Origin of the sequence: Cohnella fermenti, from assembly GCF_004801405.1 — a bacterium.
Lineage (GTDB): Bacteria > Bacillota > Bacilli > Paenibacillales > Paenibacillaceae > Cohnella > Cohnella fermenti.
In genome coordinates this window covers 48807-64479 of record NZ_SSOB01000042.1, presented here as the reverse complement: position 1 = coordinate 64479, position 15673 = coordinate 48807, and the positions used below count along the sequence as shown (strand labels likewise).

The following is a 15673-nucleotide window of genomic DNA, read 5'->3' as shown; positions in this document are numbered from 1 at the left end:
GGTGGTGAACTCTATGGATTATACCGAACTTAATCCTCAAATTGAATTATTTATCAACAGACACGCGACACCTGGCTGGATTATCGAAGAGGCGACAACAGACTTTATCGATCTGACTTATGTGTTCAAGGGAACGGCTTATTATACCGTTGACGGGGCTGTACATAAGGTCAATCAAGGCGATCTTATATGTATTCCCAAAGGCAGTCGCAGGAGCGCAATCGCCGATCCCGCGATTCAGTTGAACAGCTACGCACTGAATATCCATCTGTACGATTTGAGAGGCAAGGATGTCGCATTGCCGTTTCCATTGGTATCGCATATCGGCGCACCGGAAGAACTGTTATCCATCTATAATGAATTGACTTTCGAATGGCTGAAGAAAAACAAAGGTTATGAATTAAAGTCCCGCGCTTTGCTGCTAATGATCCTTCACTACTATTTTAAATGTTTGCACTACAAAGACACCGGCGTGGACAGACGTATCCAGAAGGCCGTCAACCACATTTTAATCCATCTGCACCGTCAAATCGAAATTGACGAATTGGCGGTTATTGCCGGTGTGACAACTCCCTACTTCGGGACCCTGTTCAAGAAAACCATGGGGACATCTGCTAAAGAATACATTAACCGAATGAAGATCAACAATGCCGAAAATATTTTATTAAGCGGCGAGTTCTCTGTTCAAGAAGCAGCGTACAAATGCGGTTTTGAAGATATCTATTATTTCAGCAAATTATTCAAAAAAATAAAGGGATTTCCTCCCTCTTGGATTCTCAGGGAAACGAGGGCGGTATCCCATGCATGAAAAGGAAATTCAAAATCGTCAACGAGTCGAAAGCAGTACAAATAGCATTGTTTTAGCCATTTTGTTTATGAAATAACGCATGTAAGATAGCACTGCAAGCGATTACATTCTCGGAGAGGGAGTAAAATGTCGATGTCAAACAAGCCTTTTATTAGGAGAACGCTAGCAGGTGTGACGGCTGCCACAATGCTGATTTCCGCCGCCTCCGCGATGTTCACCGATCGCGCGCAAGCGGCAGCCGCGGCTGCTCTGGTCACGGCTGACTGGAACACGACCTACCAGGAGATGGACGGTGTTGGCGCGTCTTACGCATACACCGATTCCATCATGCTGATGCAGATCGCTCAGGCGGGCGATCAGGACACGGTGCGGCACCTGCTTGATTTGATGTTCAGCGATACGAACGGCACCGGTCACGACATCGTCCGCGTTATTATCGGCAGCAACGGCGTAACGAGCGCCGGCGCCAGCCAGAGCAGCCCGGGCTTCAACCCGGTAACAGGCTTGCGGGCCGATGCCGCCAAACCCGGCTATGATGTGGACGGAAATCTCATTCCTGTAAAGGGAACGGCCGGTCAGTACGGCTACAAGATCGGAACGTGGAACCGCATCTATGACGGCCAGGCCGACAGCATCTGGCCCAACGAGCCAGAGCACCCGGCAGGCACGATGGTGCCTGTCGAGGATTTCGTATGGGATTACGACTCCTGGAACGAGCCCGCAGCCAACGACGGGGGCGGCCCTGTCAACTGGAGCAGCGACAACAAGCCGGACGGCGTCCCTGTGGTAATGAAGGACGGTCCGCGCACCCGCAAGGAACTGTTCGACATTGACCAGGTGTGGACAATGAAGCAGGCCATGCAGTACGGCGTACGCAATTTTTACGCCGCCATGTGGGAAGCGCCTTACTGGATGAGCAACAGCAGTAATACGCCGAGCAAGATTATTCGCGCCGATACGGCACCGGATGGCAAAAAAATTTATTATCAAGCTTATGCGGATTATTTGGTGAATTACATCAAGGGTTTCTGGGAGCAGTGGGGCATCCCTATCACCTACATCAATCCCTTTAACGAGCCCGACCTTGCGGGCGCAAGCGCTGCTTACATCCAGGAAGTGATCGACGGTTATATCGGCCCGACCCTGGAGAAAGCCCTGGAGCCAGGCGGCGCGCTGGACGGGATAAAGGACCCGGACGGCAAGGTCATCGACTTCGTCCCTCAACTGGCCGCGCCTGAAGGCACCAATATCGGCGCCACGCTGAGCAGAGGCGCGACGGTTCTTCAGGAGCTCGACCCCGATACGGGCAAGCACAAGTACATTGACGTCGTGTCTACCCATTTATACGGTACGGTCGGCATCGGCACCAACGAAACGACGCTGAAGCATACCGGCTCCGCCGGCAACGATCTGGCTCTCGTTCCCTATGATTATACCAAGGACGGCAGCAAATGGCCGGCATACCTGAACGGGTATAAAATCTGGCAAACCGAATTCATGAATCAGGATACCGGCGACAGCTCGTCCGGCGCCTATACGAACCGGTACGGCAATCAGAACATCAACGATGCCGTGCGCTATGCCTACCTGATGACCAATATGTTCACGAGCAATCCCGGCTTTAACGGCTACACGTGGTGGTCGGCCTGGGACAGCAACGGCGCGGACGGCTCCGACCTGATTCGCTTCGTGCATAACGGCGCGCAGCAGAACCCCGGACATGTCGGTACGCTGACGGGCGAGTACCGCGCGTTCAAGCGTTTGTACGGCTTCGGCCACTTCTCGCGGTTTATGCACCCGGGCGACCTGCGTTTCGACGTGACACGCGAGCCCGCCGCCAACTTGAATATCGTCGGCTTCAAGAGCGCGGACAACAAGGACTTCTCCATCACGGTCACCAACGCCAACAACGATGACAGCATCCAACCGCTTGAATTCACGCTGAATGACTTCCCTGTCGGCACCAAGAGCGTAACGGTGTTCCGCACCTCCGGCAGCGAGAACCAGAAGAAGTTGGCCGCGATTCCGGTAACAGACGGCAAGTTCGTCATTGATATTCCGTCGGCCAGCATCGTCACCATCGTGCCGTCCGAAGGCACCTACGCCACCTATAACGGTCTTGACAGCGATCGGGATATCTTCTCCACGCTGGAGGCCGAAGGCAACGACAATCTCGTAGCAGGCAATGCTGCCGGCAGCGCCGGCCGAGACAACGAAGCCGTTCTGCTCGGCGACCGCGACTACCTCGCTTACAAGAACGTCAACTTTGCCGACGGCTCAGCGAACGGCGGCATCGTCCGCAGGCATCTGTTGTATCTGACGGCTCAGTCCCGCGCGGCAGCCGGCTCCGGCGGCAGCCTGCTGGCCTACGTCCTTCCGGTCGGTACGCCGGTGAACAGTGTGGACGACATACTGGCTCAAGGCACGCGCGCAGCCGAAATTCTGGTGCCGGGCAATTCCGCTTACGGCAAATACGAGGCCATGGTCGACACAGGCGACCAGAGCGCCTACGGCCATAAGGATCTGTATATTGTAGCTGCGACGGGCAGATCCGGGGACACGATTGCGGTCGATCGTTTCCTGTTCGGGGCGGACGACTCCGATTGGAGCACCGCCGCCAACAACTCGGTGGTGACGATCCCGGGCAATGTGCTGAGCAACGGCGACTTTGACACCGCAACCGATGCCAGCATCAGCGGGTGGTCATCCGGCCGCTGGAACATAGGAGACCTGTTCGAGCAGAACGTTGCCGAGCCGGTGCTGACCGCAGACACCATGCAAAACTACTACGGTCTCTCCCGGTATCTGAAGAATAGCAGGACTTCGACAAGTGCCGGCTCCGCCAAAATAGCCAACCGCATTACCGCCGCCGACCGTTATGACGGCATGTGGCAGGATGTCACAGGCAAGATGACCAAGGGCGAGCGTTACCGCTTCAACGGGCAATTCCTCTCGATGCAGAGCGGCCCGCTGGGCTATGATGTTGCTGCGGAATACCCGGGCGTGGTGGAAGCGGCACTCGTATACTACGATGCCGAAGGCAACCAGTTGGGCTATACTCCTGTAGGCGAACGCGACATGCCGGAGCCTCTCGCTTCGCGCGCAGCCGGCGAACGCGCATGGTTTAACGGCAATACGCTGGTTGGGTCAATTCTTGAAGGCGGCCCGCTGAACATCAGCTCCTTCCAACCCATCGACGTCCGGGTGGCGAACTGGGCCGAAGCCAGCGGCGACGCCTTCACCTATGACGAGCCGAGCGGCACAGCCAAGGTTGTTTTCGCACTGCACGCCAAGGATGACAAAATTCTTTATGCAGACGGGCTTTCCATCGTGCCGGCTCCTGATCGCGATGCTCTCCGCGATGCGCTTCGGGCATATACCGGCACAGACAGCACCCTTATTGGCGCAGTGCAGGTCGCGCTCACCGACAGCGGACTGACCCAGGCGCAAGTATCCCAGCTTATCGCCGAGGTAAATGCTGAACCGGAGGAAGAGCCGGAGCAGCGAACTGTCGACGGCGTTCATGTCTATGACACAAGCAATGGAGACGTCTGGTCCGGCGCGAATATTATTCTGGGCAATGACGCCAATGCGTGGCCTTGGTCGAAGGCGGGAGCGGACGGCAAAGTGGCCTTCACTCCGGAGAAGGATGCGACATACCGTATCAGCTTCAATTACACCTCGAGAGGGACGAACGCCATTCGCGTGCGTTGGATCAAGGATGACACCAACGGCGGCTACACCGCCGACGATGGAAGGGATCAAGGCCTATACCTGTATTCGGCCGACCAGGTCGCAACCACAATACCCGCGTACTTCAACAGCGGCATGGTGAATTCGGGAAGCTACACCTTGGTCACTGAAGTCAAATTTGACGGGACCCAGCTTGCTGAAGGCCTCATCGGCAATATCGCCATACGCGGCGGCGGAGGCGGCAATGCATTCTCGATCAATTGGATCAAAGTAGAGAAGATCGGTACGGACGGCGCGTCCGATCAGTTGCTGGTCGATTGGCCGAAGCACGAATCGCCTTCCGACGAATTGTCGGCGACATTAACGGGCCCCGGCAGCGTAATGCCCGGCGAATCCTTTGACGTCGTATTCGGCTTGATCAACGTAGCGCAAGCCGTATACGCACAGGGGATCGTCGTCAACTTCGACGCCTCCAAGCTTGTGCTTCAAGACGTTCAATCCTTGAAGGACGGAGTCGAGATCCTTGGCCAGGAGGAAGTGGAACCGGGTCAGGTGCACATCATAACTTACTCGCAGGGCGAGCCGAATGCAGTAAGCACAAGCGGGGATCTTATCCAGCTTCAATTCAAGGCTCTGGATGCGACCGGTCCGATTGCCAGCTCCGTGTATCTGACGGATGTTCAAGTATCCGACGGGGACGGTACAATCACGAACGTGAACGGCGGCGCAGTGTATAACGTTATGATCGGCTCTGCGGCAGCAGTCGACAAGACCGCACTGACCGGCGCGATTAACAGCGCTTCGGCAAGTCTGAGCGATGCTTCGGAAGGCACTCTGTGGGGGCAATATGTCGTCGGCTCCAAGGCAACCATGCAAGCCGCAATCGCTTCTGCGCAGGGGAAGGCTTCGGATTCCGCTGCCACCCAGGAGCAGGTCGACCAGGCGGTCGCACAGCTGAACGCAGCTCTGCAAGCCTTTACGGGAGCCATTAATACGCATGCCACGATAGGCGATCTGGGCATCATGGCCAAGCACTATAATAGTACCTCGGACTCCCCGGACTGGGGTCTTTACAAGCGTTACGATATTAATCATGACAACCGCATCAATATCACCGACCTGGCGTACATTGCGGGACTTGTCCTGAACAACTAAGCAAGCGCGTTTCCCGGGGGGAGGGCGAGAGACCCGCCTTTCTTCCGGTATTTTACCGAGAGGACGTAGAACCTTATGCGCGGAACAAACCGCTTTAAATGCTTGGGCCTTGCCATCGTGCTCGCTGTCTCCCTATGCACAGGCTTTCTTAAGCCTGCGTTCGCCGAAGATTCGACCCAAGTTGTGCTGTCGTCAACCGTCAGTTCGATTGCCGTCGGCAGCGAACTGAACGTTGCGATTAGCGGACTGCAGTTAAAGGACGTATATGCCTATGAGATAAACCTGACTTACGATTCCACGAAGCTTCAATTCGTAAAAGCCGTTAGCGAGGTGTCGGGCGGATTTACAGTCAGTCCCATCGTCAACGGCAACCAGCTTCAACTCGCGTACACCGCAATAGGAGCCAAACCGGGAGTGAACGGGGATCTTGCTTTATTTACGCTTACCTTTAAAGGCGTTGCCTCCGGATCGGCCGACATCGAGCTCGGGGCAATCACCCTGGTGGATTCCAGCCTACATTCTTCAGAAGCAACCGTCGGTCCCCGGACAACGATAAGCATTGTGAACAGCGCCGGTAACGGCGGTCCGGACACGAATATCCCTTCTACCCCTCCCGCTCCTGCTCTCGACAACGTGACCAACGACGGCAAGGGCACCTTGGCCGTGGAGCTGGCGCCGGGTGCCACGGAAGCGCACATCGCCATGAATCAACTGGGATCAGATCCCGGAGCGAGGCTCACAATTACGAATCGGAATCTGAGCGTGGACATTCCTCCCGAGGTGCTGCAGCAACTGCGGGAACAGCTGTCTGCGGAACAGCTGACTAACAGCACGCTCGTCTTCGGTATGAATCCGCTCTCTTCCGGCGATGCCGGCAGTCTGATCGATCGGCTTCAGCAATTCGGCAGCGTCGGGTTGAAGCCGTCCGGCAGCATATACGAGCTCAGCTTGCAATTAACGACAGGCGATAATCGGACGATTGCTCTGGAGAGCTTTAACAAACCGATTATGCTGCGGTTTGCCGCGGACCCTTCCCTGAATGTGAAGCGGATCTCCATTTATTACATTCCGAATGACGACACCCTTGAGTTTGTTGGAGGAACCTATGCAGACGGGGAGATTACAGCCGATATCGACCGCCCGGGCAAGTATGCAGCACTTGAATACATTAAGTCCTTCAAGGATGTCCCGGATGATAACTGGGCCAAGGATGCCATAACCGAACTTGCCGCCAGGCATATCGTAGAAGGCACAAGCGCAACGAATTTCGAACCGAAACGGACAGTGACCAGGGCTGAATTCGCCGCATTGCTGGTGAGAGCGTTGCATTTGACCGACAAACAAGACCTTCATTTTACTGATGTTTCGGCTTCGGATTGGTTCTTCCCGGAAGTATCCATTGCCGTAAAGGCGGGAATTGTTACGGGAACGAATGAAACGACATTTGCGCCGCAGGCATCGATAACACGAGAAGAAATGGTCACTATGCTCATGCGCGCTTATCTCCTGCAGCGCACGGACGATGATGAACTGCCCTCAGCCCCTGCTTTTCAAGACGAAGACACGGTATCGCCATGGGCCCTGTCGTATGTGAGGGACGCAAGAGCCCTGCATTTTATCGAGGGGAAGGGAGCTAATTTATTCATGCCTCAAGGAGTTGGAACCCGGGCGGAGGCCGCTCAAATCATTTATAATTTTTTGTCTTGAGCCCCGCCTTCCTTCGGGGATGCGCTTGGCAGAGCGCTGTGCTAATGGGAGCGAGCCTCTAATCCACCGCGGGTTCCCAAATCTATAAAAGAGGCGACTCTGAGGTCGCCTTAAGAAAAGGAGTAAAACTAAGATGAAACGCGAAAAACTCTTCATCAACGTGTCCCTCATGCTTGCAATCATCATGCTGCTCTCCATATTCACGTTTGACCCCGTTCCGGCCGCTGCGGCCGAAGGCGAACAGACAGTTGAACTAAGCGAGCTCATTGCAAAAGCCGAGGCTCTAAAAACCGGCAACGAGGAATTCCCGCTCCAGATCAGCCGCACCGACGACGGAGCCGATGTGAACAATGCTCTCCCCTGGGTGTATGCCGACGAGCTCGAAGCTCTTGATGAAGCGATTGAGCTTGCGCGCAATGCGTCCACTCCCGTGATCGAAGCCATCGCCGGCCTTGAAGACGCAATGGCGAGTTTTACCGGCAAGATCAAATCGGACGGTTCGGATCCTTATTTTCGTCTTGATCCGGGTCCCGGTAAAGTACCTGTACAAATTACCGCGCCCACCAATGTCTGGACCTCAAGAACCCCGCTTGACAACCGTATCCCCGCCGACTTTGCGGGCAGCACCTACCAGATGGTTCCGTATCCTTTTGCAGATTCCGAAGGCAAAGCCGATGTGCTCCAGATCAATTATATCCATAACGGAACAAGCACGTTCGGCGGTATAAGCCTTGAATCTCCGTTGTCTCCGGCCGTAAATGTCCCCGCAGGCGCAACGATCGAGTTCGATGTGTACTACCCCAAGAGCGCGCAGGGCAAATTCATGAGGTGGAGAATCCGTAATACGAACACTGACCTCGACAGCTACCTCCGGGATTACGAGTACAACAACCTGAACCCCGACTGGGTGGGCAGCTACAACGGCGACTCCTGGTTGAAGGCTCACCACAGCATTACTGCCTCAACAGGCAATTCATCGAACTTCATTCTTGAGCTCCATGGCGAGACCGGCCGTCCCGCAGAAGCCGGCATGCTGCTGGTCGCCAACATCAGAATAACCGCACCCGATCCAAACGGCATTGCGCTTCCCAATGTAGTCAACACGGAAAACCAGAGCGCCGCAGCGCCTCTGAAGAGTATTTACAACAGGGATAACGACCTGTTCATGGTCGGCACGATCGGAACCGGAGCAGTAACCGGAGCCAGAGCCCGGCATTATGAAATCTTTGTCGACGGCAACAATCTCAAGGCCGAGCCAACGCATCCCCGCGGCCCGGACTGGTTGAGAAGCGTTGCCGGTGATCCCTTGAGCGGCGCAACCACCACCCCCGGCGCAACTGAATACAGTTTCCCGACCAGCTCTTATCAAGCGATCCGGGATTCCGGAACTTCCGGACAGTACAAGGCTCACGGCCATGTTCTGGCATGGTACAACCAGGCTCCTGCATGGATGAGACAGATTATTCCCGCGAACCTGCCCTCCGGATATACCGGCACAGCCAAATTCTACGGATTGGGCAACGGCGTTACTACTACGGTACCGGTAGAGCAAGATATGGCCAGACGAGTACAGTTTAACCACACCATGTATGTGATGCGGCACTTCCTGACCACGGATGCGAAGTATGGCTCAAGCGCATCCCGCGGAATCATCCCCTTCAATTCATGGGATGTACTTAACGAAGAGATCCACGAAAGCCGTCACAGCGAAATTATCCCGAATGATGCGAACAGTTGGAAAACGAGCCTCAAAAACACCAACTGGCTTGTCGCCATGTCGGATGATGAAATTGACGGCGACATCAGAGATCATTACATCTACCTGCTCTTCAAATACGCGCACATCGCGGCTCCCAACGCCCAGATGGCAGCGGCTTACAAAGCCAATTATGCCGACCTTCCCGAGTACATGAAGCTCGACGGACACGACGCCGAAGGCAGCATTGACGCCTATATTACGGACAGTCCTCCGAAACTGACCTATAACGATTACGACATTTCCACCCGGACCAAGGCGAGGACTTTATACAACATGGTTCGCGAACTGAACACCGCATGGCTCACCGATCCGCTGTATGACGGAAGGCCTCTTATTGAAGACATCGGTATTCAGGGACACGATTCGGTCAAAGAGACCCTTGCAAGCGATAACCAATATGCCATGGCCCTCTATGCCTCTCTCGTTGACGAGGGCCTGCTCACCGGTATTTCCTTCTCGGAATTTGACCTTAAGATGCCGACCAGCGCCCCTGGCGGCGGTGCGATCGCTCCCGCAGTACTCAATGTCAGACAGTCTGATGCCCTTGGTTATGAGTACGCACTGATGTATAAACTGTTCACGAAGTTCGCCCCGTACATCGATCACATCATCAGTTGGGGCGTATCCGGTTCGGGATGGCAGGGAAGCTATGTGCTGTTTGACAGTCAGAGCAATGCCAATGCCGGCTACTATGGCGCCATAAATCCGAACAGATTCATTCTCGGACATTCCTACCTGGATGATTTCTTTGAAGGAGAATACGAGAAGCTCCAGGACGGCTATGCAATTGATCTTGGCGATCTTGGAACCTATACTGTCACCCAACCTGAAGCTCCCGAAGCGCCTGCAACGTTAACCGGCACAGATCATGCACCGGCCGGAGGCTCCTTCGACCTCGTCTACGGCTTGAGCCATGTGCAGGGCGACGTGCTGGCTCAAGATGTGACGATTACGTACGATGCCGATAAGCTGGAACTGGTCGCACCGCCGGTATCGACAGACGAATCGCAATTCCTTGTCGTCGATTACAAGGCAGAACCTGTCGGTACACTCCGTATTGTGGGCATTCATCTTGGCGAGGGACCAAACAATCCGAATGCGGGTCTGATCAAATTGTCGTTCCGGGCTAAAGAACATGCACCTGCCGGCCTGACCAACATTGAGGTCACCCGATTGGTGACGGCGGATGGCGCAGGCAAGGAAACGGTCCAAGCCGGCACGGTGCATACCGTGCAAATCGATGTCATCGATAAGGAGGCGCTGGAAGCGCTCATTGCCGAGGCGCAAAGCGCGCATGATCAAGCAGCAGAGGGCGGACTGCCCGGACAATATCCGGCAGGCTCCAAGGCAACGCTGCAGACTGCCATCGATGCAGCGGCGGTCGTAGCAACTAACTCGGAGGCTGCCCAGGCTCAGATCGATGCGGCTGTCACGCACCTGAACGACGCTTTAATGGCCTTCCAGTCTTCCGTGATCGTGAAGATTCCGAACGATTACAACGGCGACGGACAGATCAGCATCGGCGACTTGGCGATGATGGTCAAGGCATATGGCGCTACTTCAACAGATGCAGGATGGGATCAAGTGGCAGGCTTCGACTTGAACGGCGACAACCGAATCGATATTCTCGATGTTGCTGCGCTGGCCCGATTGGTAATGTCCTGACGAGCTGCCCGTGAGCAGCTTTACGCAAGAGGAGAGAGGCAACTGCTTGCCTCTCTCCTCTGTGCGCTTTCTATACAGGATTCTGGAACGGCGCTTCGGGAAAACCGAGACAGATCCCCATATTACTCCACTCGTTGTGAAGGAACCGTTCGCGGCATTTTGCCGGGGCGGTTTTTTTATTCCGACTCTGACGGTTGCGGAGCGTTATCTGTAAAAAGATCAATGAATCTGTAGATTGGGAAAATAGCCGCCGCCTTCGCGCATGGTATACTCGCTTTGCAACGAAACGTTGGGGGACAACATACAAGGAGGAGTCAAGGCACCATGAAAACGTATGCCAAAAGAGTAAGTGTTCTGCTCGCCTCTGCACTGATGATGGGAACGTTCGCGGCTTGCGGCAACAACAACAATGCTTCGTCCGGAAGCTCGGGCAACGCCGGGACAGGCGCAGAGGCGTCCGCATCGACGAGCGCCGGCAAGAAGGGTGCGACCATCAAGTGGATGCACCACTTCGGCGAAGAGTCCGCACGCGACTGGATCGATCAGATTACGACCAAGTTTACGGAAGAGACCGGCATCAAGGTGGATGTGCAGGCGGTCGGGTACGACGATTATCAAACGCTGCTGAAGACCAAGATATCGAGCGGCGACGCGCCGGACCTGTTCGACCTGACGCCGTCGGATCTGCCGATGTTCACCAAGAATAACTACATTGCCGATCTGAGCAACGCGAACTTCTGGGGCAACCTGATTGACGGAACGCAAGGCAACACCGCCACCGACGGCATCAACTACTTCCTGGAATCGCGCGAGAAGAAGTTCGCGGACGACCAGGTGTTCATGGACAACCTCGTGAAGTTCCGCAAACGCCATGACTTCGGCAACAACGATCAATTCGGCACGGACTGGAACAAGGCGACGGAGCTGGTTGCGACGGGCAAAGCCGCCATGACCATCAACGGCAACTGGGCGGTCGGCGCGATCAAGGAGAAGAATCCGGACGCGCGGATCGGAGCCTTCGCCGTGCCGGTGACCGACAACCCCGACGAGACCGTCATCACGTCCTGGCTGAGCGGAGGATTTGTGGTCTACGAGGACTCGCCGGTCAAGGACGAGGTCATGCAGTTCCTCGACTACCTCACCAGCAAGGAGAGCGGAGAGATCTGGCTGGCTGCCGGACGCTTGTCTTCGGTCAAGGACCTGCCGGAGCCTTCCGATCCTGCGCTTGCCGATATCAACCGGTACATGAACGAAGGGCAAGCGTTCGATGTGTCCTCGATGAAGGTGGACTTCAGTCAGGAATTCCTGAATGCGGAAGTGGACGTGTTCACGCAGTTCTTGATGGACGAGATCACGGACCCGCTGGAAGCCGCCAAGCTGCTCGATAAGAAGTTTGACGAAATCGCCGCCAAACAGGCTAAGTAAATAAGCTTGCGAAGGGGACGGAGACGTCCCCTTTTCTCGGGAGAGATCGAAATGAAAGCAAAAGCGCATCGCAATACGACACTCGGCAACCTGACGTTGTTTCTCCCCGGTTTTCTGATTTTTGCAATCGCGGTGGTGGTGCCCTTCTTCATCGGCCTCCGCGTCGCTTTAACGAACTGGGACGGCATCTCCCAGACGATGGATTACGTGGGCTTCCGCAACTTCAGGCTGATCGCCGGATCGTCGGAGTTCCGTGCGGCTTTGAACAACAGTCTGTATTTTGCCATATTGATCACGGTTGCGAACAATGTCTTGTCTCTTGCCATTGCGCTCGGATTAAACAATGCCTTCAAGGGCAGAGGAATTACGCGGTCCGCCTTCTTCTTCCCCACCTGCCTGAGCACCGTGCTCGCCGCGTTTATCTGGAACTTCCTGTTCCGGGACGTCTTCAGCGAACTGTGGGGCGTCAAGAGCATGCTGGGCAATATGGATACGGTCATTCCGGGGATCGTCATCATCGCTTTGTGGAACAGCGTCGGCATTAACATTGTTATCTACCTGGCCGGTCTGACGAGCATACCGAGAGATCTGTACGAGGCGGCGATCGTGGACGGCGCGGGCGCCTGGCAGAAGTTCCGCAAGATCACCGTCCCGATGCTCATGCCGGCCTTTACGGTGTGCGTGACGATGACGCTGGTATCCGGTCTGAAGGAATTCGCGACAACGATGGCGGCGACCGGCGGGGGCCCCGGCCATTCCAGCGAGATGATCTCGATCAATATTTATAAAAATCTTTATTCGTACTACCAGGCCGGATATGGTCAGGCCGTTGCGCTGGTGTTCGTGGTGCTGCTGGCTGTCGGCGGAGGACTTCTTACGCGAATTTTGCGCGGTCGCGAGGTGGACGTATGATCAAGGCCAAGCGCAGCAACGCCCTAGTCGCGATCCTCATGATCGTCTGCGGGATCGTGTTCGTCTCGCCATTATATATCTGCATCGTCATGGCGCTGAAGACGCCGCAAGAGACCGCCCTGTCCGTCATCGGGCTGCCGAAGAGCCTGACCTTGGACAACTTCCGGGAAGCGATCGAACGCACCCGCTTCGCCCGTTCGTTCGCGAACAGCCTGTTGGTCACGGGCGTGTCCACCGTGTGCATCGTGCTGATGAGCGCCATGTGCGGATACGTGCTGTGCCGGAATCGCGCCAATCGCTTCTACCGGGCGGCCAATCAGTTGCTGTTCTTCGGCATCATGATCCCGTTCCAGGTCATCATGATTCCGGTGTATCGGATGTTTAAGGAGCTGTCGCTGCTCAATTCCTACGAGGGCATCATTCTTCTGCTGATCGGCTCCAGCATTCCGTATGCGACGTTTCTGACGACCGGATTTGTCAGGAATGTGCCGATGGACCTGGAGGAAGCGGCCTGGATCGACGGCTGCAGCGTGTGGGGGACGTTCTGGCGGGTTGTGTTCCCGCTGCTGAAGCCCATCGTATCGACGGTAGGAATCCTGCACTTTCTCTGGATGTGGAACGAATTCAGCATGTCCTTCATCGTCCTGCAGAAGGAAGCGATGCGGACGCTGCCGATTCAGCAATACCACTTCTTCGGACAGTTCAGCGTCAATTTGAATTTGGGGTTCGCGTCCGCATGCCTGTCCATGATTCCCGTCATTCTGTTTTTTGCATTCACCCAACGGTTATTGATTCAAGGCGTGACGGCAGGCGCGGTCAAAGGATAAGGCTGCAGGAGGATTCAGAAGGTTCGGGAGGTTCTTGATGATGAGCAAACGATGCTTTACGAGCAACGGCAAGCCTGTGTTCCCCGTTGGGGCGCAGGTTCACAATTCCAGCGGTTATGCCGCGAAGGATCTTGACCGCGCATTCCTCGCGTTGAAGCGGATGGACGGCAACACCATCGAGATTCCGATCGCATGGGAGACCGTGGAGCCGCGCGAGGGAGAGTTCGACTTCTCCTCCGTGCGCGACATCTGGCAGCGGGTGAAGGAAGAGGGGCTATACTTGATCTTCCTGTGGTTCGGCACCTGGAAGAACGGCACGGAGAAGTATGCGCCGGAATGGGTGAAGACGAACCCGGACCGGTTCCCCAAGGTTCAGAGCCCGGAAGGGCATCGCGTCTCGGTGCTGTCTTCGCACTGCGGGGAGACGTGCAAGGCGGACGCGAAGGCATTCGCCGCGCTGTGCGCGTTCCTGAAGGAGCTGGACCCGAACCAGGACACGCTGATCGCGGTTCAGGTGGAGAATGAACCGGGCATTATGAACGGACCGGCAAGAGATTATTCGCCTGCCGCGGAGGCGGCCTTCCATGCCCCCTTGCCGGAGCTGCTGGTGCGGAGCATGGAGAGCCATCCGGACAGCCCGGTGAGCAAGCTGTGGCAGGAGCACGGGAAGAGCGCAGAAGGCTGGAAGTCGTCGTTCGGCCCGCGCGCGGAAGAGTTCTTTACCGCCTACAGCATCGCAAGCTACATCAATCGGGTTGCGGAGGCGGGCAAGGAACAGCTCGACATTCTGATGTACGCGAACGCGTGGGTGGACGTGCATCGGCTGCGGATGCCGGGCATCGACTATCCTTCCGGCGGCCCGACCGGCCGCGTGATGGACCTCTGGAAGTGGGCCGGACCGAGCCTGGACCTGCTCGCCCCGGATATTTACCAGCAGACGACTTACGATTACCTGGGCGTCTGCGAGACGTACAGCCGGCCGGACAACCCGCTGTTCGTGCCGGAATCCGGTCCGCAGGAGTGGAATGCGCGGTACCTGTTCGAAGCGGTCGGGCGGTATCGTTCGATCGGACACTGCATCTTCGGCGTGGAGAGCATGATCGAAGAAGACGGCACGCCGGCGCCCGGCTGCGAGCCGGCGATCGGCAGCATGAGAATCTTGTCCGCGGCGGCGGGCGGGCTGCTGACGTGGCGCGAGCTTGACATCCAAGTCGTGAACCAGGAAGAGTTCGCGCTGTATCAGTATATGGAATTTGACGGCTGGGTGGCGATGGTCCGCTTCACCCGGAGTCTTGCTGCTCTAGGATTCGATAATAAGGACTGGAACTGGCACGATTACAATCACAAGGACTACCAGGTCCTGCAGCAGAAGGACAACCGGAGAGGCCGGGGCCTGATCGTCCAGACGGGACCGGACGAGTTCCATGTCGCCGGGGACGGCTTCCGGGTCTGGTTCGTTCCGAAGTCGCGTGTGCAAGGGGAACCCTTCGCTCTGCTCTCGAGCGACTTCAATCTTGTGCGCCAGATCGGGTACGTCTCGGTGGAGGAAGGCCGCTTTACGATGGACGGCGACTTCGTCGCGATCAGGAAGCGGAACGGAGACGAAGTGGACTTCGGAATCTGGGCGGAGCCGGACGCGGGCGTCGTGAGAGCCAGATTAGTCATGCAGTAGTCAAGTAATCATGCACTAGTCATGCACTAGTCATGCACTAGTCATGCAGT

General features: G+C 56.0%; 8 protein-coding genes. All 8 read left to right on the top strand.

Translation table 11 applies throughout. From position 1 onward, the window contains the following. Window positions 1-13 precede the first annotated feature (13 nt). The 8 genes from E6C55_RS25825 to E6C55_RS25790 all read left to right on the top strand — a co-directional run bounded on the left by E6C55_RS25825 (window position 14) and on the right by E6C55_RS25790 (window position 15623). Window positions 14-808, top strand: coding sequence for an AraC family transcriptional regulator (locus tag E6C55_RS25825; protein ID WP_136372721.1), 795 nt, complete (start codon window positions 14-16; stop codon window positions 806-808). Between the two features lie 171 nt (window positions 809-979). After that, on the top strand, window positions 980-5656 hold the full coding sequence (locus tag E6C55_RS25820; RefSeq protein WP_168735882.1) for a cohesin domain-containing protein: 4677 nt from the start codon (window positions 980-982) through the stop codon (window positions 5654-5656). A 75-nt stretch (window positions 5657-5731) separates the two neighbouring features. Then, entirely contained in the window at window positions 5732-7363 is a 1632-nt protein-coding gene (locus tag E6C55_RS25815) for an S-layer homology domain-containing protein (protein WP_136372719.1), read from the top strand. Between the two features lie 133 nt (window positions 7364-7496). Continuing rightward, the gene (locus E6C55_RS25810; RefSeq protein ID WP_136372718.1) at window positions 7497-10787 is read left to right on the top strand and encodes an endo-1,4-beta-xylanase; all 3291 of its coding nucleotides are present in this window, start codon (window positions 7497-7499) and stop codon (window positions 10785-10787) included. A gap of 324 nt (window positions 10788-11111) precedes the next feature. Beyond that, a complete protein-coding gene (locus E6C55_RS25805; RefSeq protein WP_136372717.1) occupies window positions 11112-12212 on the top strand; it encodes an ABC transporter substrate-binding protein in 1101 nt (366 codons plus the stop codon). A 51-nt stretch (window positions 12213-12263) separates the two neighbouring features. Then, on the top strand, window positions 12264-13124 hold the full coding sequence (locus tag E6C55_RS25800) for a carbohydrate ABC transporter permease (RefSeq protein ID WP_136372716.1): 861 nt from the start codon (window positions 12264-12266) through the stop codon (window positions 13122-13124). Continuing rightward, window positions 13121-13951: a carbohydrate ABC transporter permease gene (locus E6C55_RS25795; protein ID WP_136372715.1), complete on the top strand. Its 831-nt coding sequence runs from the start codon at window positions 13121-13123 to the stop codon at window positions 13949-13951. Before E6C55_RS25800 ends, E6C55_RS25795 begins: the two co-directional genes overlap by 4 nt. Before the next feature lie 37 nt (window positions 13952-13988). Next, window positions 13989-15623 (top strand): DUF5597 domain-containing protein, encoded by a 1635-nt coding sequence (locus tag E6C55_RS25790; protein ID WP_136372714.1) that lies wholly within the window; start codon window positions 13989-13991, stop codon window positions 15621-15623. Window positions 15624-15673 lie beyond the last annotated feature (50 nt).

What these genes read in the sequence shown, in the direction of transcription:
- E6C55_RS25825 (WP_136372721.1), top strand. Translation starts at nt 14, where the DNA reads ATGGATTATACCGAACTTAATCCTCAAATTGAATTATTTATCAACAGA.
- E6C55_RS25815 (WP_136372719.1), top strand. Translation starts at nt 5,732, where the DNA reads ATGCGCGGAACAAACCGCTTTAAATGCTTGGGCCTTGCCATCGTGCTC.
- E6C55_RS25810 (WP_136372718.1), top strand. Translation starts at nt 7,497, where the DNA reads ATGAAACGCGAAAAACTCTTCATCAACGTGTCCCTCATGCTTGCAATC.
- E6C55_RS25805 (WP_136372717.1), top strand. Translation starts at nt 11,112, where the DNA reads ATGAAAACGTATGCCAAAAGAGTAAGTGTTCTGCTCGCCTCTGCACTG.
- E6C55_RS25800 (WP_136372716.1), top strand. Translation starts at nt 12,264, where the DNA reads ATGAAAGCAAAAGCGCATCGCAATACGACACTCGGCAACCTGACGTTG.
- E6C55_RS25795 (WP_136372715.1), top strand. Translation starts at nt 13,121, where the DNA reads ATGATCAAGGCCAAGCGCAGCAACGCCCTAGTCGCGATCCTCATGATC.
- E6C55_RS25790 (WP_136372714.1), top strand. Translation starts at nt 13,989, where the DNA reads ATGATGAGCAAACGATGCTTTACGAGCAACGGCAAGCCTGTGTTCCCC.